A 19,685-nucleotide genomic window follows, 5' to 3' on the forward strand; every position below is an offset into this window, starting at 1 on the left:
ACCATGCTGGAACCACACGATGAGCACATCCGAAGGCACAACCGACTCCACTGGGGCGGACAACGAGCGCGCGGCCGAGCGGGCCGGGCGCAAGGGTCCCCTGCGCCTGCTCAAACGCACCCTGAACAAGGCGTGGGACGGCAACATCTTCTCCGAGTCGGCCGAGGCCGCGTTCTGGCAGACGCTGTCGCTGCCGCCGCTGCTGCTCGGGCTGCTCGGGTCGCTGGGCTTCATCGGCGACTGGTTCGGCCAGGGCGTCGTCGACGCCGTCCACGACAAGATCATCGCGTTCTGCCGGACGATCTTCAGCGAGGACGTGGTCACCCGGATCATCTCGCCGACCGTCGACGACATCCTGCACATCGGCAAGGGCGAGATCGTGTCGGTCGGCTTCCTGATCTCGCTGTGGGCCGGCTCGTCGGCCATGTCGTCGTTCGTCGACGCGATCACGGTCGCGCACGGTCAGTACGGCGTGCGCAACGAGGTGTGGCAGCGGATCTTCGCGTTGCTGCTGTACCTGGTGATGCTGGTCTTCCTGGTGATCGGGCTGCCGGTGATCGCGGTCGGGCCGGACTTCCTACCCCGGTTCTTCCCGGCGTCCTGGCAACCGACGGTGGCCGAGTGGGTCGGGTCGCTGTACTACCCGGTGCTGGGCGGGCTGCTCGTACTGGCACTGGCCACGCTGTACAAGCTGGCGCTGCCGCGCAAGCTGCCCTGGCACCGCGGGCTGCCGGGCGCGATCCTGGCGATGGCGATCTTCCTGCTGTCCAGTGTGGGCCTGCGGATCTACATCGGCTGGATCACCACCACCGGCTACACCTACGGCGCGCTGGCCACCCCGATCGCGTTCCTGCTGTTCACGTTCTTCATCGGGCTGGCCGTGGTCGGCGGGGCGTACTTCAACAGCGCGATCCAGGAGCTGTGGCCGGCCAAGCCGACCCGGCGGCAGCGCCGCCGGTGGCGCAGGCTGGAGATGGAACGGGTCAACGAGCGCATCCGCGACGACGAGGGCAAGAAGCTCTGGGAGCGGACCACGCTGCCGTTGCGCAAGCACCGCTCACCCGAGCCGCCGCCGGAGTCGGCGAACGGCTCGGTGGACGAACCTCAGTCCTTACCGGGGCGCAAGCCCTCGTAGATCTTCTTGCAGTCGGGGCACACCGGCGAGCCCGGCTTGGGCGAGCGGGTCACCGGGAAGACCTCGCCACACAGCGCCACCACGTGCGTGCCCATGACCGCGCTCTCGGCGATCCGGTCCTTGCGCACGTAGTGGAAGACCTTGGGTTCGTCGCTGTCGGTGCTGTCCGTGCCCTCGGGACGGGTGTCGACATCGGGAAGCGTCTGCGTACTCACCCCACCATGATGCCCCAAAAGCCCCACCGGCCCGACGCGGACCTGCAAGGATCAGCCCATGTTCCAGAAGGTGCTCGCCAGCTTCGGCTCCGGTGGCGCGCGGCTCGACGCCCGCCTGCTGGATCGTTCCGTGTCCCCCGGCCGCCCGTTGCGCGGCGAGGTCCTGCTGCTCGGCGGCGAGGTCGACCAGGAGGTCAAGGCCGTCGGCGTGACGCTGCTCGCCCGGGTGGAGACCCCTGGCGACCGGCCCGAGTACAGCGACCTGTCGTTCGGCGACCAGCAGATCGCGTCGAACGAGCGCATCCAGCCCGGCCAGCAGGTGCGGCTGCCGTTCGAGATCCAGCTCCCCTGGGAGACGCCGATCAGCAGCGTGTACGGCAAGCCGCTGTCCGGCATCGCCGTCGGCGTGCAGACCACGCTGGACCTGGGCGGCACCGTGGCCGACCCGACCGACGTCGACGCCGCCGCCGTCGAGCCGCTGCCCGCGCAGAAGCGCATCCTCGACGCGATGAGCCGCTGCGGGTTCACCTTCACCGGCGCGGCGCTGGAGTCTGGCCGGATCAACGGCGTCACCCAGCAGCTGCCGTTCTACCAGGAGATCCGCTTCGCCCCGCCGCAGCGGTTCGCGCCGGTGTTCACCAGCGTCGCGGTCACCTTCCTGTCCGGCTCCGCGCAGACGGCCGTGGTGCTGGAGGTGCACAAGCGGGTCCGGGTGAGCAAGTCCGGCGGGTTCGGCGGGCGTGGCCAGGACTTCCTCGGCTCGTTCACCGTCGACCACGCCGCCGTCGACCGGATCGAGTGGGAGAAGCAGCTGCCCGCGTGGCTGCACGAGGTCGCCAAGAGCCGGGGGATCTTCGACTGACCGCACCCGGATGGGTCATGATGTCCCCTCGTGACCAGCGAACATCTCACCCTGTCCGAGGAAGTCGCCGACGCGCTCGCCGCCGGCCGCCCCGTGGTGGCCCTGGAGAGCACGCTGCTGGCCCATGGGCTGCCGCCGGGCCGCAACCTGGAGGTCGGGCGGCGGCTGGAGCGGGTGGTCCGCGACGGCGGTGCCGTACCGGCGACCGTCGCCGTCCTGGACGGGCGTGCACTGGTGGGCCTGACGCCCGACCAGCTGGAACGGGTCTGCGACGCCGGGCTGGCGAAGCTGTCGCTGCGTGATCTGGGCCCGGCCGTCGGCCTGGGCGGCTCGGGGGCGACGACCGTGGCCAGCACCGCGGCGCTGGCCGACGCCGCGGGCGTACGGGTGTTCGCCACCGGCGGTCTCGGCGGGGTGCACCACCCGCTGCCCGGCGAGACGGTGACCTGGGACGTCTCCGCCGACCTCGGCGTACTCGCCAAGGTCGCCACGCTGGTCGTCTGCTCCGGCGTCAAGTCCATTTTGGACATACCGGCGACGCTGGAGGTGCTGGAGACCAACTCGGTCGCGGTACTCGGCTACCGCACCGACGACTTCCCCGCCTTCTACCGCCGCTCGTCCGGCCTGCCGGTGTCGCGGCGCGTCGACGACCCGAAGCAGGCCGCCGCGGCCTACGCCGCCCACCGCGCACTGGCGGGTTCGGGCGCGCTGCTGGCCAACCCCGTCCCGGAAGCCCACGAGCTGGACGCCGAGCTGCACGACCGCCTGCTCGCCGAGGGGCTGGAGCTGCTGCGGACGCGTGGCGTCCAGGGATCGGACGTCACGCCGGTGCTGCTGGAGCACTTCCACACCGCCAGCGGCGGGGTGAGCCTGGACGCCAACGAGGAGCTGGTCGTGGCCAACGCCGCGCTCGGCACCGAGGTCGCTGCGTCGCTCTCGGAGCTCGCGCGATGAGCATCGTGGTGGTCGGCGATGCCGGCCTGGACGTGGTGGCCCGGCACGACGGCCCGATCGTGCACGGCGGCGACGTCCGCAGCGCCGTCCGGCTGGCGGGTGGCGGCGCCGGTGCCAACACCGCGCTGTGGCTGCGGGCCGCGGGCGCGGACACGACGCTGATCGCGCGGATCGGCGACGACGACGGCGGCAGGCTGATCCGCGGCAAGCTCGACGAGGCCGGCGTGCGCTGCGCGCTCACCGTCGACCCGGAGGCGCCGACCTGCTGCGTCGTGGTGCTCGTCGACGGCGACGGCCAGCGCAGCATGCTGCCCGACCGGGGCGCCAACGCCCGGTTCAGCCCGGACGACGTCGACCCGGCGGCGCTGGCCGGTGCCGCGCACCTGCACCTGTCCGGCTACGTGCTGCTCGACGCCTCGTCGCGGCCTGCCGGTCTGGCAGCGCTGGCCGCCGCGAAGCGGGCCGGGCTGACGACGTCGGTCGACCCGCAGGCGGCCGCGCTGATCACCGATCCCACGGCATTCCTCGGCGACGTCGCCGGTGTCGACCTCCTGCTGCCCAACACGGCCGAACTGGTGGCGCTCACCGGGTCCGACGATCCGGCGTCGGCGAAGCAGCTGCTGGGCACGGTCGGGGCCGTCGCCGTCACCTGCGGTCTCGACGGTGCCTGCTGGGTGGACGCCGACGGCGTCGTGTCGGTGCCCGCCGCGCCTGCCGAGGTCGTGGACACCACCGGCGCCGGTGACGCCTTCGACGCGGGCGTGCTGGCCGCGTGGCTCGCTGGCGAGTCCACTGTGGACTCACTGCGGGCCGGTGTCCGGCTGGCCGCCCGCGCGGTCGGCCAGGTGTGCGCGCAGCCGGTGTTCTGAGGTCTGGACGGTGCCGCGCGGACGCGGCACGGTGTGGGGATGGAAACCCAGCGATCCTGGACCCCGATCTCCGGTACCGACCACCACCCCGTGCCTTACCGCCCCGCCCGGATGGCGCCCGCGGAGTCCGTGGCCGCCGCGGCCCGCCTGCGGGACCGGATGACGCAACGCCGCACCGTCCGCGCCTTCGCGCCCGATCCGGTCGACGAACAGGTCGTGCTCGACGCGATCGCGGTCGCGTCGACGGCGCCGTCCGGGGCACACCAGCAGCCGTGGACGTTCGTGCTGGTCACCGATCCCGCCGTGCGGGCCCGGATCCGGGAGGCCGCCGAGGAGGAGGAACGGCGCTCCTACGCGGGCAGGCTCGGCGAGGAGTGGCTCGCCGCGCTGCGCCCGCTGGGCACCGACGAGCACAAGCCGCACCTGACCGACGCGCCGTACCTGATCGTCGTGTTCGCCCAGCGCTACTTCCTCGACGAGGCGACCGGCGAGAAGCACAAGCACTACTACGTCGACGAATCGGTCGGCATCGCTGTCGGCATGCTGCTCACCGCGCTGCACCTGTCCGGGCTGGCCGCGCTGACCCACACGCCCAGCCCGATGCGCTTCCTGTCCGAGATCCTCGGCAGGCCACGCAACGAGAAGGCGTTCGCCGTCATCCCGGTCGGCTACCCGGCCTCCGACGCGACCGTGCCCGACCTGGTGCGCAAGAACCTGGACCAGGTGCTGGTACGCGTCTGAGGCCAATGCCCCCAAGCACGTGAAGGCCACCATCACCACGTCACACGTCAGGGCCCGGCAAAGTCGGGAGTCGTGGGCGATTGCCGTGAGGGCCCCCTTCACGGCATCAGACGCCACCACATCCGCCCTCACCCCGGCACACCCGCCCCACCAGCCTCCAACACCACAACCACCCCACCAGCCACCACGAACGAGACAACCCGCCAAGCACCAGGGCACGTGAAGGCCACCTTCACCACGTCACACGTAATGAAGGTGGCCTTCACGAGCTTGACCCGGGGCCGGTGTCTCGCGATCCGGAACCGGCGTGCCGGACAGTGCAACCAGCCGGGCGGGAACGGACAACTCGCGGGTCCGGAACGGACAACTCGCACGAACGGACCGTTCACGCGGGTGACCGGCACTACGTGAGAACCCGGTCCACATCGTGAGTTCTGCGCTCAAGCACGCGAGTTCTGCGTTCCGGAACGCGAGTTCTGCGCTCGGGACCACCCACCTCGCCCTGCCCGCACCCGACTTTGCCGGGCCCCTGACGCCTCACGTGGTGAAGGTGGCCTTCACGTGCTTTGGCTGCGAAGATCCACGACTCAGCCGTCGATGACGCGGTGCTCGCGGGCCTCGATGGCGCGCGCCTCCTGCTGGTAGCGGCTGACCTTCTCGGCCTTGCGTGGCGGCCGGTCGTTGGCGATCAGCACGGCCATCCACGGCAGCGGCACGGACAGCAGCACGAACGCCAGCGCCAGCCACCAGGTGTGGTAGAAGACGCCGGCCAGCACCAGGCAGGGGATGCGCATCCCCATCATCAACATGTACTTGCGCTTGCGCGCGGCGAACTGATCCTCGTAGGAGGGTGCGGCCTCGGTGATGAGCACCGGGTCGGGCCCTTCCACCGGCGCGTGCCGGGAAACCCGCGGTTCGGACACCGGTACCTCCTCCGTCACCGTCCATCGTCCCACTCGGCGCGGCTACCCGGAAGCGGGGGCCGTCAACCAGTTCAGGGCGCCGACGACCAGGGTTTCGACGCCGACCCGCAGGGTCGGGTGGAGCACCGGTGCGAACAGCGGCGAGTGGTTGGACGGGATGTCCGATTCGAACCTGCCCTGCGCCATGGCGGTCATGACCTTCTCCGGATCCATCCCGCCGACCAGCCAGAACACCGACGGCACCCCGGCGGCGGTCCCGAACTCGCCGAAGTCCTCACTGCCGGTGACCAGCGGCGCGTCCAGCACCGACCCGTCCGGGAAGTGCGCCCGGAACGCGGCCGTGAGCGACTCGGTGGCGTGCTCGTCGTTGCTGGTCACCGGAAAGGTGGCGATCTCGGTGATCTCGGGCTCGGCGGGCGCGCCTGCCGCCTGCGCCTCGCCCCGCACGATCCGGCCGATGGCGGCGAGCACCCGGTCCCGCACCGTGGCGTCGAACGTGCGGACGTTGACCTCCAGCACCGCCCGGTCGGCAATGACGTTGTGCGTGGTGCCCGCGTGCAACGATCCGACGGTCACGACGGCCTGTTCGGTGGCGGCCAGTTCCCGCGACACGATCGTCTGCAACCGCAGCACCACCGACGCCGCCAGCACCACCGGGTCGACGGTGGTTTCCGGGCGCGAGCCGTGCCCGCCGCGGCCGTGCAGGGTGATGCGCAGCGAGTCGGTGGCCGCCATCAGCACGCCGGGCCGGGTCAGCACCCAGCCCGCCGGGCCGGGTGCGATGTGCTGGCCCAGCACCACATCGGGCCTGCCCGCGATGTCGAACAGGCCGTCGCGGACCATGCCGGCCGCGCCGTCGCCGACCTCCTCCCCCGGCTGGAACACCACGAGCAGCGTGCCTGACCAGTGCTCCCGCCCGCGCGCCAGCAGCGCGGCCGCGCCGGACAGCCAGGTGGCGTGCATGTCGTGCCCGCAGGCGTGCATGACGGGTACCTCGTTGCCGTCGGCGTCCAGGCCGGTGTCGGTGCTGGCGTAGTCCAGCCCGGTCCGCTCGCGGACCGGCAGCGCGTCGATGTCGGCCCGCAGCATGACGGCCGGCCCGTCGCCGTTGCGCAGGACGCCGACGACGCCGGTCTGCCCGACGCCGCGGTGGACGGTGAATCCGGCGGCCTCCAGCCGGCTGGCCAGCACGCCGGCGGTGCGGTGCTCGGCGAAGGCCAGTTCGGGATGGCGGTGCAGGTCGGTGTAGAGGCTTTCCAGGTCGGGCAGTGCGGCGTCGAGGCCGGACAGGACGGTGCTCACCGCGTCATCTGACCACGAAACGGCCGGTTGATCATCCCGGCTCTAGAGTTACCGCTCGTGAACGCCGACTTCTGTGATCGCCTCCGGGACGCCCTGCTCCGCACCGGCTACGACGCCGACGGCGTGGTCGGCGTACTGGGCGGTGCCGCGCACGCCGCGCTGGGCCGGGGTGAGCCGGAACTGGCCGCGCGGGCCAGCGCCGACGCCGGTGACCTGGGCGTGCTGATCCGGCTGTTCCTGCTGGGCTCTGCCGAGCCGAGGGAGCGGGTACGGGCGGCGCTGGCGCCGCTGGACGTCGACGACGCGCTCGCGGCCGGGCTACTCCGCCCCGCGGACGACGGTGTGCGGGCCGGACTGGACCTGCGGCCGCACGGTGACGACGACGGCTCCTGGTGGGTGCTGGCCGACCTGGACTCCGACCAGCTCGGCGGCCCGGTGCCCGCCGACCACGTGCTGGGCGTCGGGCACGCCTCGCTCAGCCTCATCCGGGCCACCAGCAGGCGGCCGGTGGGCAGCCTGCTGGACCTGGGCACCGGCAACGGCGTGCAGGCGCTGCACGCGAGCAGGCACGCGGACCGGATCACCGCGACCGACGTCTCGGCACGGGCGCTGGACCTGGCCGGGGCGACGTTCCGGCTCAACGGACTGGATGTCGAGCTGCTGCGGGGCGAGTGGTTCGCGCCGGTCGCGCGGCGCCGGTTCGACCAGATCGTCTGCAATCCCCCGTTCGTGGTGGGGCCACCGAGGGTGGACTACGTCTACCGCGACTCCGGCCTGGCCGGTGACGACGCGAGCGCGCTGGTGGTGCGTCAGCTGCCCGCGTTCCTCACCGAGGGTGGTGTCGGGCAGCTGCTGGCCTCGTGGCTGCACGTCGACGGCGAGGACTGGGCCGATCGGGTGACGCGGTGGCTGCCCGCGGAGACCGACGCCTGGTTCGTCCAGCGCGACGTCGCCGATCCGGGCCTCTACGTCGGCACCTGGCTGCGGGACGCCGGCCTCGACCCGCGGTCGGCGGAGGGCCGGGCCAAAGCATCGGCGTGGCTGGACTGGTTCGCCGAGAACCGGGTGGCCGGCGTCGGATTCGGGTTCGTGACGCTGCGGCGCCGGTCCGGCGTCACGCCGACGATCGTCTGCGAGGACCTGCGGCAGGCCTTCGACGACCCGCTCGGCCCCGAGGCCGCCGGCTGGCTGGATCGGGTGGACTGGTTGCGGGACAACGGTTCCCGGCTGCTGGAGACCGTTTTCACGGTGCCGGACACGGTGGTGCTGGAACGCGTCGACTCGCCGTCCGACGACGGCTGGAGCACCACCGTGCGGCGGCTGCACCGCGTCGACGGGCCGGGCTGGCAGCACGAGCTGGACGAGCTGGCCACCGCGCTGCTGGCCGGGTGCCGGGGCCACCTGCCGCTGGAGGACCTGCTGGGGCTGCTGGCCGCCGGGCACGGCCAGCCGGAGGGCGCGCTCACCGAGGCCGCGCTGCCGGTCGTCCGCGAGTTAGTGCGGCACGGCATGCTCACGCCGGTGGAGCAGGCGTGAGGGCGGTCGCCGCGCGGGTGACCGAGGCCAGGGTCACCGTGGGCGGCGAGGTCGTCGGCGCGATCGGCGAGCCGGGACTGCTGGTGCTGGTGGGCGTGGCCGCCGAGGACACGGCCGAGCAGGCCCGCACGATGGCCCGCAAGTTGCACGAGCTGCGGGTGCTGCGGGACGAGCGGTCCTGCGCCGACGCCGGTGCGCCGCTGCTGCTGGTGAGCCAGTTCACGCTGTACGGCGACACCCGCAAGGGGCGCCGGCCGTCCTGGACGAAGGCCGCGAAAGGCGAGGTGGCGGAGGTGTTGTTCGACACAGTCGTCGCCGAACTACGGGCCCGCGGCGCCCGGGTGGAGACCGGCCGGTTCGGTGCGATGATGGCCGTACACAGCGTGAACGACGGCCCGTTCACCGTTCTCGTCGAGGTTTAGACCACCAGGCGGTGCGCCTCTCAGGAAAAGCTCAGGTTTGGTCGAGCAACCACCCAGGTATCAATTCCGTCATCTTGGTTGACGGCTCGGGAACGATTCGCAAGACCGGGGCGTTGAACCGAATGTCCGGCCAGCCAGCCGGACTCGCGGGCAGGGTTCCACAGGCCCCGACCGCGAAGCACAGCGTGCGCGTACCGCCACCACGCGCCCGTGACCGGGGAGGCAGTATGTCCGTCCAGACGCTAGACCGAGAGGCGCGAGGCATCCGCCAGCGCAGAATTCCCAAGCAACAGACCGAGGAGCCGACGCCGGTTACTCCCGAGAGTACCGATCTCGACGCCCAGAGCCCAGCGGCCGATCTGGTCCGCGTCTACCTCAATGGTATCGGTAAAACCGCACTGCTGACGGCGGCCGACGAGGTGGAGATCGCGAAGCGCATCGAAGCCGGTGTGTTCGCCCAGCACATGCTGGACTCCGAGCCGGACCTGTCCGAGCAGCGCCGGGTCGAGCTGAAGGCGCTGGTACGCGACGGCCACGCCGCGAAGAACCACCTGCTGGAGGCGAACCTGCGGCTCGTGGTGTCGCTGGCCAAGCGCTACACCGGCCGGGGCATGCCGCTGCTCGACCTGATCCAGGAGGGGAACCTGGGTCTGATCCGCGCGGTGGAGAAGTTCGACTACTCCAAGGGGTTCAAGTTCTCCACCTACGCCACGTGGTGGATCCGGCAGGCCATCACGAGGGGCATGGCCGACCAGGGGCGCACCATCCGGCTTCCGGTGCACCTGGTGGAGCAGGTCAACAAGCTCGCCAGGATCAAGCGTGACCTGCACCAGCAGCTCGGCCGCGAGGCCACCAACGAGGAGCTGGCCGCCGAGTCCGGCATCGCCGAGCACAAGGTCGCCGACCTGCTCGACCACGCCCGCGACCCGGTGAGCCTCGACATGCCGGTCGGCACCGAGGAAGACGCACCGCTGGGCGACTTCATCGAGGACTCCGAGGCCACCGACGCCGAGAGCGCGGTGATCTCCGGGCTGCTGCAGGACGACCTGCGGCGAGTGCTGGCCACGCTGGACGACCGCGAGCAGCACGTCATCCGGCTGCGGTACGGCCTCGACGACGGCCAGCCGCGCACGCTGGACCAGATCGGCAAGCACTTCGGCCTGTCCAGGGAACGGGTGCGGCAGATCGAGCGTGAGGTCATGGCGAAGCTGCGCCAGGGCGAGCGCGCCGACCGGCTGCGTGCCTACGCCAGCTAGTTCCCGCACGGCCCCCGGCACACAGCGCATGAAGGCCACCTTCCTCCCGTCTGATGGGATGAAGGTGGCCTTCATGCGTCTTTCGCCCGTTGGCCGGGTTGACTTATGACCTGCGTCACGAGACGGTCGGAAGGTCGGCGGCGATCATGCCGCGCACACGGTTTTCGCGGCCAGGTTCTCGCCTGGACCGCCTCCCCCGGAAGGTCGGGTCCGTCGGGGTGGGCCCGGCCTTCCGTTATGTCCGGGGTAGGTTCGTCGGACCGAACCAAGACATGCGTGCAAGGGAGCCCGCAGCCGTGCCCACCACCACGTTCCAGCACACCGAGGTCCTGCCGCTCGGACCGGACAACCGCACCGAGTACCGCCTGGTCAGCCAGGACGGCGTCGAGGTCGTCGAAGCGGGCGGCCAGAAGTTCCTGCGGGTCGACCCCGCCGCGCTGACGCTGCTGGCCCGTACCGCGATCACCGACATCCAGCACCTGCTGCGCACCAGCCACCTCGCCCAGCTGCGGGCGATCGTCGACGACCCGGAGGCCAGCGGCAACGACCGGTTCGTCGCCATGGACCTGCTGCGCAACGCGGCCATCTCGGCGGGCGGGGTGCTGCCGATGTGCCAGGACACCGGGACGGCCATCGTCATCGGCAAGCGGACCGAGCGGGTGCTGACCGGCGGCAACGACGAGGAAGCGCTCTCCCGCGGCGTGTTCGACGCCTACCAGGAGCTGAACCTGCGGTACTCGCAGATGGCGCCGGTGAACTTCTGGGAGGAACGCAACACCGGCACCAACCTGCCCGCCCAGGTCGAGCTTTACCACAAGGACGGCGCGGGTGACCCGTCCTACGAGTTCCTGTTCATGGCCAAGGGCGGCGGCAGCGCGAACAAGACGTTCCTGTACCAGGAGACCAAGGCCGTCCTGAACCCGAAGCGGCTGGCCCGGTTCCTCGACGAGAAGCTGCGCAGCCTGGGCACCGCGGCGTGCCCGCCGTACCACCTGGCGATCGTCGTCGGCGGCATGTCGGCGGAGTTCAACCTCAAGGTCGCCAAGCTCGCGTCCGCCCGTTACCTCGACGACCTGCCGACGCAGGGATCCGAGCTGGGGCACGGTTTCCGCGACACCGACCTCGAGGCGCAGGTGCTGGAGATGACCCGGCAGTTCGGCATCGGGGCGCAGTTCGGCGGCAAGTACTTCTGCCACGACGTGCGGGTCATCCGGCTGCCGCGGCACGGTGCGTCCTGCCCGGTCGGCGTCGCGGTGTCGTGCTCGGCCGACCGGCAGGCCAAGGCGAAGATCACCGCCGACGGCGTGTTCCTGGAGCAGCTCGAGCGCGACCCGGCGCGGTTCCTGCCCGACGTGACCGAGGACGACCTGTCCGAGGAGGTCGTCGCCGTCGACCTGAACCGGCCGATGGAAGAGATCCGCGCCCAGTTGTCCCAGCTGCCGGTGAAGACCCGCCTGTCGCTGACCGGCCCGCTGGTGGTGGCCCGCGACATCGCCCACGCGAAGATCGCCGAGCGGCTCGACGCCGGCGAGCCGATGCCGAAGTACCTGCGCGACCACCCGGTCTACTACGCCGGCCCGGCCAAGACGCCGGAGGGTTACGCGTCCGGCTCGTTCGGCCCGACCACGGCCGGGCGGATGGACTCCTACGTCGAGCAGTTCCAGGCGGCGGGCGGTTCGCTGGTGATGCTGGCGAAGGGCAACCGGTCGAAGAAGGTCACGGCGGCCTGTGCCGAGCACGGCGGGTTCTACCTCGGGTCGATCGGCGGTCCGGCGGCGCGGCTGGCGCAGGACTGCATCAAGAAGGTCGAGGTGCTGGAGTACCCGGAGCTCGGCATGGAGGCGGTGTGGAAGATCGAGGTCGAGGACTTCCCCGCGTTCATCGTCATCGACGACAAGGGCAACGACTTCTTCGCCGCCACCAGCGAACCGGTGCTGCAGATCAGCTTCCGGTCCTGACACCGCTCATTCCTCGATGGCGCCGCCGACGGCACGCAGGTGCTCGCGGAACGTGAGCTCCGGCGTGTCGCGGCGGCGGGCCAGGAAGTCGCCGAACCGCACCTGCGACCGCAGCGTCTCGCCGGACCGGATGCGGTCGGCCTGGCGGCGCTCGGTGTCCCGGATCGTCCGCGCCAGGCCGGTCAGCTCGTCCACCCGGTCCAGCGGGAGGAACACCGCGCCGTCGTCGTCGGCGAACACCAGGTCGTCCTTGCCGACCTCCCACTGCCCCACCGTCGCCGACTCGACGGCGTCGCCCGCCCGGGGGTCGAGCCGCAGCGGTCCGGTCGGCAGCGCGCCGAGGCTGAACACCGGCAGGCCGATGGCGCGGATGTCGGCGGTGTCGCGGTGCAGGCCCCAGATCACGATTCCGCCGAGCCCCGCCGCCCGCGCCTCCAGCACGACGAGGTCGCCCACGCACGCCTCGTCGGCGCGGCCGCCGTTGTCGACCACCAGCACGTCGCCTTCCCGCGCGCCGGCGAACGCCTCCAGGAACACGTCGACACTGCCCGCGTGCCGCGCCGGGCAGACCCGGCCGGCCACTCGCATGCCGGGTGTCACCGGCGGCAGCGAGACGCACCGCACCGGCACCCCGGCCCGGATGCAGGCGTCGGTCCGGTGGGCGGTGGTCAGGTCGTCGAAGCTCATGGCAGTCCCTTCTCGAACCAGTGGTGGGCGTAGGTCTCGTCGTTGAACGCGTCCACCTCGCGGAAACCGGCGCCCCGGTACAGCGCGATCGCCTCGGTCAGCGCCCGGTTCGTCTCCAGCCGCAGCGTGTGCACGCCGTGCGCGCGGGCGTGCCGCTCCAGTTCGGTCAGCAGCCGCCTGCCCAGGCACAATCCGCGCACCGACGGCGCCACCCACATGCGTTTGACCTCCGCGATCCCGTCCGCACGCAGCTTGAGCGCACCGCAGCCGACCGGGTCGTCGTGCAACGCGGCGACCAGCAGCAGCCCGGCGGGCGGGCGCAGCTCGTCGTCGGCGGCGGGCAGGCTGCGCTCCGGGTCGAAGCCGCCGTCGAACCGCCCGGCCAGCTCCGCGACGTAGGCCGCGACGCACCGGCGTGCCCCCGGCTCGGCCGGGTCGCGGACGGTCACGTCGACCATGGACGCCACCAGCAGGCGTTCCACCTGCGCCATCGCCGACGTGAGCCGCTCGCGCTGGTCGTCGTCGAGCGGGCGCAGGATCGACGTGGCCAGTTCGTCGGAGAGCCGGTCCAGCTCGGCACGCTCGGCCAGCCCGGCCGCGGTGAGCCGGACGGTCCGCACCCTCCCGTCTGCGCCGTCCTGCCCGACCTCGACCAGGCCGTCGGCCCGCAGCGCGGTCAGCAGGCGGCTCAGGTAGCCGGAGTCCAGGTCCAGCCGGGTCCGCAGATCCCGCAGCTCGCAGGTGTCCCCCGCGATCTCCCACAGCAGCCGGGCCTGGCCGAGCGGCCGGCCACGGGACAGGTAGGCGTCGTCGAGGGCGCCGATCCGCTGGGTGACCGTGCGGTTGAACCGCCGCACCCGCTCCACCAGCACACGATCCATCCTCTGACCTTAGTCAGAGAAACTCGCCAGGGATATTAGTTGCAAAGACACTAGTGTCTTGGACACTATGGAGTCATGAAACGCTCCGTCGTCGCCGTCGCGGTACTGGCCCTGCTCGCCGAGAAGCCCATGCACCCCTACGAGATGCAGCGGCTGATCCGCGAACGCGGCAAGGAACGGGTCATCAACGTCACCTGGCGCACGAGCCTCTACAAGACGATCGACCGGCTGGCCGACGCGGGACTGGTCGCCACCGTCGGCACCGAGCGGGCGGGCGGCCGCCCGGAACGCACCGTCTACGAGATCACCGACGACGGCCGCGAGACCGTCCGGACCTGGCTACGCGGCATGCTCACCGCTCCCCGGGAGGACTTCCCGGAGTTCACCGCGGCGATCGCCTACCTGCCGCTGCTGGACGCCGGCGAGGTCCGGAGCTGCCTGGCCGGCCGGCTGGCCGCGCTGGAACGGGACCTCGCCGACATCCACGAGTCGAAGGCGGCCGGCGCACGGCTGGGACTGCCCCGGCTGGTGCTGCTGGAGGAGGAACTGCGCGAGGCGACGGTGCGGGCACACATCGACTGGATCACCGGCGTGGTCGCCGACCTCGACGCCGGCAGGCTGCGCTGGACCGCCGAGGAACTGGCCGCGTTCAGCGCCGAACTGGAGCGGGAGAGATGAGCTTTCACGTACTGATCATCGGAGCGGGCACCGGCGGGATGGCGCTGGCCCACTCGCTGAAGAAGCAGGGCGTCAGCGTCGCCGTCTACGAACGCGACCGCACCAGGGCGGACTTCCTGCAGGGTTTCCGCGTCGGCATCAACCCCGAGGGCACCAGGGCGCTGAAGGCGTGCCTGCCCGCCGACCTCTTCGAGCTGTTCGTGGCCACCTGCGCGGCGCCGATGCAGCGCGCCAACCTCTACACGGAACGCCTGAGCGAGCTGGTGTCGCTGGAAATGCCACTGGACCGCGGGACGCTGGACAGCGAGAAGTCGGTCAGCCGGGTCACGCTGAAGCAGGTGCTGCGCACCGACGTCGACGACATCCTGCACTTCGGCAAATTCTTCAGCCACTACAGCCACACCGGCGACGGCCGGGTCGTCGCGCACTTCGAGGACGGCACGAGCGCGACCGGGGACGTCCTGGTCGCCGCCGACGGGACGCGCTCGCGGGTGCGCGCCCAGTACCTGCCGCACGCGGAGCTGGACGACGCCGAGATGGTCAGCGCCGCGGGGAAGGTCCCGCTCGACGACCGGGTCAGACGGTTGCTGCCGCCGAACATGCTGCGGGGCATGTCGCTGATCTTCGCTCCGCGCGGCAGGTTCTTCATCTCGCACGTGATGGAGTTCCCGTGGGACGGCGAGCTGAACCTGAAGAACGGCATCGGCGACCGCGACGCCGACCTCATCGCCGCCTGGCCGGGACTGCGGTTCGACAACACCCGCGACCACGTCATCTGGGGCGTGGCCGTTCCACCGCGGCTGGCGCCGGCCGGTCTGTCCGATGTGGAGGGTGCGGAGGTGATCGAGGTCGCCAAGGCGATGTCGCCGGGGTGGTCGGACACGCTGCACCGGCTGTTCGACCTGAGCGACCCGACGACCTGCGGGGTCTCCACCCGGCAGTCCACGTCCAGGCCGATCCCGCAGTGGGACACCACCAACGTCACGCTCATCGGCGACGCCATCCACACCATGACCCCCGGGCGCGGCGTCGGCGCCAACACCGCACTGAAGGACGCGCGACTGCTCGGCGACCGCCTCGGCGCGGCGCATCGCGGCGAAGTGCCGGTGCTGACGGCCATCCGCGAGTACGAGACGCGGATGATCGACTACGGGTTCACCGCGGTCAGGGAGTCGCTCAAGGCCTACGGCAAGGACAATCCGCTCAACGGACCGGTGCTCGGCAGGGCCATGCTCGGGGCGATGCGGGGTGGTGCCCGCACGTTGAAGGCGCTGCCCCCACTGCGGAGGGCCGTGGTCAACCGGATGCTGCGCGACCGCGGCGCCCGCGACTAGGCCGTCGTGCCAATGCCGGCCGCGAGCCGGTCGGTGACGGTGCGAGGCTCCCGGCCGAGGAGTTCGGCCAGCAGGGGGTCGGTCCCGGCGAAGTAGCCGGCACGGGCGGCCTGGTTCCAGGTCAGCATGAGCCGGGCCGGCTGCTCCGGGACGCCGTTCGCGATCTGTTCGGCAACCCACTGCTCGTCGTCCACGACGACGCGGGTGACGGTGCGACCGATGAGGCCGGAGGCGATCCTGGCGAGATCGTCGAGAGTGACGGCGGCCGAAGCGGTGAGGGTGACGGGGCCGTCGAAGGAGCGGGCACCGGCGAGGATGGCCGCGGTGGCCTCGGCCACGTCGGCACGGTCGGTGTACGGGACGGGGCCGTCCAGCGGCCCGGCGATCCCGCCGGTCCGCTGCCACGGGCCGAGCACCAGGTCGAGTGAGCCGTAAGCGGCGTTGCGCAACGCGGTCCAGGCGACGCCGGAGTCGCCGAGCATCGCCTCGGTCGCGAGGTGGGTTTCCGACGGCCGGTACGGGTTGCCGGGGACGGCGCCTTGCTGGCTGGTGTAGAGGATCCGCCGGACACCGGCCTCAACCGCCGCGTCGATGGCGCCCCGGTGCAGGGCGACCAGGTCGGCGGCCGGGTCGTTGCCGGACACCAGGAGGACCTGCTCGGCACCGGCGAAGGAGTCACGCAGGGCGGCCGGATCCTCGTAGGAACCCTGCCGCACGCGCACGCCGCGGTCGGCGAAGTGCCGCGCCTTGGCGGTGTCGCGGACGCTGACGCCGAGCTGGTCCGCGGGTACGCGCTTGAGCAGGTGCTCGACGGTGGCGCCGCCCAGCCCACCGGTGGCGCCGGTGACAACGATCATCTTCGCGACCTCTTCCATAAGTTGACCACCATGGTCAGTTTCACTCGCCGCCGAGCGTAGGTAAACTGACCAAGGGAGTCAAATTACGACCGAGAGATGGTGAGGCGTGGTGCCGTCGGAATCCCGGCTGCGTGCCGATGCCCGGCGCAATTCCGAGCAGATCCGCTCTGCCGCGATCGGCGCTTTCCAGGGACAGGGCCTGACGGTCCCGCTGGAGGAGGTCGCCAAGGCGGCGGGCGTCAGCAAGGCCACGATCTTCAACCGGTTCGGCGGCCGGATCGGACTCATCGAGGCCGTCATCGAAGAGGTCGTCGCGACGGAGCTGTTCGCCGTCATCGACCGCATGCGGGCCATCGACGACATCGACGAGCGGATCGACTACTACCTCACCGCGCTGCGCGATCTCCAGTACCGCCAGCCCGCCGTCAACGACGTCCTGCTGCAGACGTATCCGCACTCGCGGCAGCTGATGAAGATCTGCCGGGCCGGGAGTGAGGCCAACGACGAACTCGTCGCGGCGGCGCGGGCCTCCGGCGCGCTGCGGCCGGAGTTCACGGCGGGCGACCTGCACGCACTCGTCGTCGACAACGCCCTCGCGCTCAAGTACGGCGAACGGCCTGCCCGGGAGGCCTATGACCGCCGCACCACGTACCTCCTGGACGGACTTCGCGCGCGCTAGCCGCGGAACATCTCGTCCAAGCGAGCCAGGGACTTCTCGATCGCGGCGCGGTTGCGGCGGGGGAACGGGCTCAGCGAGATCAGCACCGGGACCCGTGCGGTGGACCAGTCGAACGTCTCGGTGACCCGGGTGTGCCCGTCGTCCACGGGCTCCAGCTGCCAGCGCCAGCGGTGACCGTTGAAGTGCCGCCAGGCGATCAGCCGGTCCTGCTCGAACTCCACCACCGTGTTGAGGATCTTGTAGGACGCGCCCATCCGCATGTCCATCCCGAACTTCGCGCCCATCGTCAGGCGTTCGGGGCCGCCGGGCTGCGCGGCACGCACGGTGCCCGAGCCGTCCAGCAGCGGATGCTTGGCCGGGTCGGTGAGCAGTTCGAAGATCGTGTCCGGCGTGGTGGCGATCGTCCTGGACAGCGACACCTGGCGTGATCCCATGGTGATCAGCGTAAGGGCGGCGTGACCCGTGTGGTCACGCCGCCGACGGAAATCACTGCTTACGCTTCTCCGACTGCAGGACGATCTCGCGGTCCCCGAGCGGCTGCTGCAGCTGCACGGACAGCTTCGGGTAGCGGATGTCCATCGTGCAGGCGACGCCGCCGCTGGGCTCGGTCTCGACGAGCTTGATCACCACTCGCTCGGCGCTCTGCTCGACGACCTCGGCGCTGGCCCTGCCGCAACCGCCCTCCTCCGCGACGACCTGCAGCGTGGCGGGCTGGCCGGTGGTGCTCACCTCGACCGGGTACCCCTCGGGCAGTGCCTCGGAGTCGATCCGGTCGCCCGGTACCGCGGTGCCGCCCGCGGGCGGCGCGGGTTTCTGGCCGTCCGATGTGCCCGGCGGAGCGGGCGGTGCCGGGGGTGCGGGCACTCCCGGTTCGGCCGGCGCACTGGCGCCCGGCGGGTCGATCGGCTGCTGGCTTCCCACTTCTGGGTTAGCGCAGGCCGCCCCGGCGAACAGGGCGACCCCGGCGCCAACCACGATCGCTGTGTACCTCATGTCCCAAAGGACGGAACGTGGGCGGCGCGGGGTTGCATTCGATCACAGACCGGCTTCGTCGGCGGTCCGCTCGGCGATCGCCGGCGAGCACGTCATGCCCCGCCCGCCGGGGCCGGTGACCAGCCACGCGTTGTCCGCCAGCCGCGCCCTGTGCACCACGCTCCCGCCGTCGGCCTGGGCATAGACGCCGGCCCAGCGGCGGACGATCCGCGGCAACGGCCTGCCCAGCAGTGCCGCGGCGACCGTGCGCAGGTGGTCGTAGGGCTCCTCCTCGACGTCGAAGCCGAACGGTTCGTCGTAGGCGTGCGTGTCGCCGACGGTCAGGCCGCCGTCGCGGCGCTGCACCATCAGCAACTGCATGGCGTGCCGCGCGGCGACCTCCGGCTGCGGCTGCGTGGCGTTCATCGCGTCCAGCGCGGGACCGCGGTAGGCCGGGTAGTAGCGGAGGCTGTCGCCGTCGGCGACCGACGTCGGCAGCGGCTCGCCGAGCGGTTCGGTCTGCGCCATCTGCAGCCGGACCCGGCGCACCGGCAGATTCTCGGTCAGCTCCCCGACCAGACCGCCGAGCCAGGCTCCGGTGCAGAACAGCACCAGGTCGGCGTCGTGACTCTCGCCCCGGTCGTCGACGACGCCCTGGGCGGTCAGCGATCGGACCTCCCGGCCCGGCAGCCAGCGGTACCGGCCCTTGGCGGCAAGCCGCTCCCGCAGGGCGGGCTGGGCCGTGCGTGGCTCGACCGCCGCGTCCAGCCCGCAGTGCAACGCGCCGAGGAACTCGCCACGCAGCGCGGGGTTGCGTTCGCGGACGGCAGCCGCGTCGAGCAGGGTCAGGTTCCGCCCGCCGTCGGCGGTCTGCTCGGCGACGGCCCACTCGGCCTCGGTGCGCAGCACGGTGAGCGAGCCGTTGGCGCGGAAGCCCAGGCCGGGCACCTCGTCGGCGATCGACTCCCACAGCTCGCGGGCCCGCAGCGCGGTCTCCAGCTCGGGGCCGTCGGCGCGGCCGCCGACCCAGATCAGGCCGAAGTTGCGTACGGAGGCACCCCGCGCCTCGGGCTCGCGCTCCAGTTGAACGACGTCGTGGCCGCGCTGCACGGCCGTCCAGGCGTGCATGGTGCCGAGCACCCCGCCGCCGACGATGAGGATCCGCATACCGCACACGCTCTCCGCCACCGGCCAACGCGGCGCCAGCGCGCGTTGAACTCCCCGTGAACCGGCCCGGAACATTGGACCGGACGAGTTACCGGTTTGTTATGTACCAAGCCACGTGAAGGCCACCTTCACCACATGAAACGTCAGGGTCTGGCGAAGTCCGGGTACGGCAGGGCAAGGTCGGCGGCTCGAGCGCAGAACTCGCGGTCCGGAACGCAGAACTCGCGTGCGTGAGCGCAGAACTCACGATGTGGACG

21 protein-coding genes are annotated in these 19,685 nt (G+C 71.4%); 12 read left to right on the forward strand and 9 right to left on the reverse strand.

The genetic code is table 11. The annotated features are described in order from the left end of the window. Positions 1-19 precede the first annotated feature (19 nt). Positions 20-1,135: a YihY/virulence factor BrkB family protein gene (locus tag EWH70_RS15505; RefSeq protein ID WP_130476095.1), complete on the forward strand. Its 1,116-nt coding sequence runs from the start codon at positions 20-22 to the stop codon at positions 1,133-1,135. Here EWH70_RS15505 and EWH70_RS15510 read toward each other — a convergent pair. Then, positions 1,105-1,350, reverse strand: a complete 246-nt coding sequence (locus tag EWH70_RS15510) for a DUF3039 domain-containing protein (protein WP_130476096.1) — start codon at positions 1,348-1,350, stop codon at positions 1,105-1,107. The genes EWH70_RS15505 and EWH70_RS15510 overlap by 31 nt on opposite strands. Before the next feature lie 58 nt (positions 1,351-1,408). Here EWH70_RS15510 and EWH70_RS15515 point away from each other — a divergent pair, with 58 nt between their 5' ends. The 4 genes from EWH70_RS15515 to EWH70_RS15530 are packed head-to-tail and all read left to right on the forward strand — an operon-like array spanning position 1,409 to position 4,776. After that, the gene (locus tag EWH70_RS15515) at positions 1,409-2,212 is read left to right on the forward strand and encodes a sporulation protein (RefSeq protein WP_130476097.1); all 804 of its coding nucleotides are present in this window, start codon (positions 1,409-1,411) and stop codon (positions 2,210-2,212) included. 30 nt (positions 2,213-2,242) lie between these two features. Next, positions 2,243-3,166, forward strand: a complete 924-nt coding sequence (locus tag EWH70_RS15520) for a pseudouridine-5'-phosphate glycosidase (protein ID WP_130476098.1) — start codon at positions 2,243-2,245, stop codon at positions 3,164-3,166. Continuing rightward, positions 3,163-4,035 (forward strand): carbohydrate kinase family protein, encoded by an 873-nt coding sequence (locus tag EWH70_RS15525; protein ID WP_165436286.1) that lies wholly within the window; start codon positions 3,163-3,165, stop codon positions 4,033-4,035. The genes EWH70_RS15520 and EWH70_RS15525 overlap by 4 nt, the downstream gene beginning before the upstream one ends. Before the next feature lie 39 nt (positions 4,036-4,074). Next, positions 4,075-4,776 (forward strand): nitroreductase family protein, encoded by a 702-nt coding sequence (locus tag EWH70_RS15530; protein WP_130476099.1) that lies wholly within the window; start codon positions 4,075-4,077, stop codon positions 4,774-4,776. 587 nt (positions 4,777-5,363) lie between these two features. Here EWH70_RS15530 and EWH70_RS15535 read toward each other — a convergent pair. Together EWH70_RS15535 and EWH70_RS15540 are read right to left on the reverse strand one after the other, a co-directional pair. Further along, positions 5,364-5,699 (reverse strand): DUF3099 domain-containing protein, encoded by a 336-nt coding sequence (locus EWH70_RS15535; RefSeq protein ID WP_205669135.1) that lies wholly within the window; start codon positions 5,697-5,699, stop codon positions 5,364-5,366. A 42-nt stretch (positions 5,700-5,741) separates the two neighbouring features. Continuing rightward, a complete protein-coding gene (locus EWH70_RS15540; RefSeq protein ID WP_130476100.1) occupies positions 5,742-7,001 on the reverse strand; it encodes an amidohydrolase in 1,260 nt (419 codons plus the stop codon). Between the two features lie 57 nt (positions 7,002-7,058). Between EWH70_RS15540 and EWH70_RS15545 the strand changes: the two genes are divergently transcribed. From EWH70_RS15545 to EWH70_RS15560, 4 genes are all read left to right on the forward strand, one after another. Beyond that, the gene (locus EWH70_RS15545; protein WP_240687000.1) at positions 7,059-8,537 is read left to right on the forward strand and encodes a N5-glutamine methyltransferase family protein; all 1,479 of its coding nucleotides are present in this window, start codon (positions 7,059-7,061) and stop codon (positions 8,535-8,537) included. Continuing rightward, positions 8,534-8,959, forward strand: coding sequence for a D-aminoacyl-tRNA deacylase (gene dtd / locus EWH70_RS15550; protein WP_130476101.1), 426 nt, complete (start codon positions 8,534-8,536; stop codon positions 8,957-8,959). The genes EWH70_RS15545 and dtd overlap by 4 nt, the downstream gene beginning before the upstream one ends. A gap of 227 nt (positions 8,960-9,186) precedes the next feature. Continuing rightward, positions 9,187-10,215: a sigma-70 family RNA polymerase sigma factor gene (locus EWH70_RS15555; RefSeq protein WP_130476102.1), complete on the forward strand. Its 1,029-nt coding sequence runs from the start codon at positions 9,187-9,189 to the stop codon at positions 10,213-10,215. A 296-nt stretch (positions 10,216-10,511) separates the two neighbouring features. Beyond that, complete coding sequence (locus tag EWH70_RS15560; protein WP_130476103.1) at positions 10,512-12,173, forward strand: fumarate hydratase; 1,662 nt, start codon at positions 10,512-10,514, stop codon at positions 12,171-12,173. Between the two features lie 6 nt (positions 12,174-12,179). On the opposite strand, the gene EWH70_RS15565 is transcribed toward EWH70_RS15560, so the two are convergent. After that, positions 12,180-12,860 carry an RraA family protein gene (locus tag EWH70_RS15565; protein ID WP_130476104.1) on the reverse strand — a complete coding sequence of 227 codons (681 nt, stop codon included), beginning with the start codon at positions 12,858-12,860 and terminating at the stop codon, positions 12,180-12,182. Beyond that, positions 12,857-13,741 carry a bifunctional helix-turn-helix transcriptional regulator/GNAT family N-acetyltransferase gene (locus EWH70_RS15570; protein WP_130476105.1) on the reverse strand — a complete coding sequence of 295 codons (885 nt, stop codon included), beginning with the start codon at positions 13,739-13,741 and terminating at the stop codon, positions 12,857-12,859. The genes EWH70_RS15565 and EWH70_RS15570 overlap by 4 nt, the downstream gene beginning before the upstream one ends. 75 nt (positions 13,742-13,816) lie before the next feature. On the opposite strand from EWH70_RS15570, the gene EWH70_RS15575 reads away from it, so the two are divergent. Together EWH70_RS15575 and EWH70_RS15580 are read left to right on the forward strand one after the other, a co-directional pair. Then, complete coding sequence (locus EWH70_RS15575) at positions 13,817-14,419, forward strand: PadR family transcriptional regulator (RefSeq protein ID WP_130476106.1); 603 nt, start codon at positions 13,817-13,819, stop codon at positions 14,417-14,419. Next, entirely contained in the window at positions 14,416-15,753 is a 1,338-nt protein-coding gene (locus tag EWH70_RS15580) for an FAD-dependent oxidoreductase (RefSeq protein ID WP_130476107.1), read from the forward strand. Before EWH70_RS15575 ends, EWH70_RS15580 begins: the two co-directional genes overlap by 4 nt. Here the strand turns inward: EWH70_RS15580 and EWH70_RS15585 are convergent. Next, positions 15,750-16,610: an NmrA family NAD(P)-binding protein gene (locus EWH70_RS15585; protein ID WP_130476108.1), complete on the reverse strand. Its 861-nt coding sequence runs from the start codon at positions 16,608-16,610 to the stop codon at positions 15,750-15,752. The genes EWH70_RS15580 and EWH70_RS15585 overlap by 4 nt on opposite strands. A gap of 109 nt (positions 16,611-16,719) precedes the next feature. Between EWH70_RS15585 and EWH70_RS15590 the strand changes: the two genes are divergently transcribed. Next, positions 16,720-17,289 carry a TetR/AcrR family transcriptional regulator gene (locus tag EWH70_RS15590; protein ID WP_130476109.1) on the forward strand — a complete coding sequence of 190 codons (570 nt, stop codon included), beginning with the start codon at positions 16,720-16,722 and terminating at the stop codon, positions 17,287-17,289. On the opposite strand, the gene EWH70_RS15595 is transcribed toward EWH70_RS15590, so the two are convergent. Genes EWH70_RS15595 through EWH70_RS15605 form a run of 3 tightly spaced genes read right to left on the reverse strand, consistent with a single transcriptional unit; the run spans position 17,286 to position 19,428 of the window. Continuing rightward, positions 17,286-17,723, reverse strand: a complete 438-nt coding sequence (locus EWH70_RS15595) for an SRPBCC family protein (RefSeq protein WP_130476110.1) — start codon at positions 17,721-17,723, stop codon at positions 17,286-17,288. The genes EWH70_RS15590 and EWH70_RS15595 overlap by 4 nt on opposite strands. A 52-nt stretch (positions 17,724-17,775) precedes the next feature. Continuing rightward, positions 17,776-18,282, reverse strand: coding sequence for a hypothetical protein (locus EWH70_RS15600; RefSeq protein ID WP_130476111.1), 507 nt, complete (start codon positions 18,280-18,282; stop codon positions 17,776-17,778). A gap of 42 nt (positions 18,283-18,324) precedes the next feature. Then, positions 18,325-19,428 (reverse strand): TIGR03364 family FAD-dependent oxidoreductase, encoded by a 1,104-nt coding sequence (locus EWH70_RS15605; RefSeq protein ID WP_130476112.1) that lies wholly within the window; start codon positions 19,426-19,428, stop codon positions 18,325-18,327. Positions 19,429-19,685: the final 257 nt, after the last annotated feature.

This window comes from Amycolatopsis suaedae, assembly GCF_004214935.1.
GTDB lineage: Bacteria > Actinomycetota > Actinomycetes > Mycobacteriales > Pseudonocardiaceae > Amycolatopsis > Amycolatopsis suaedae.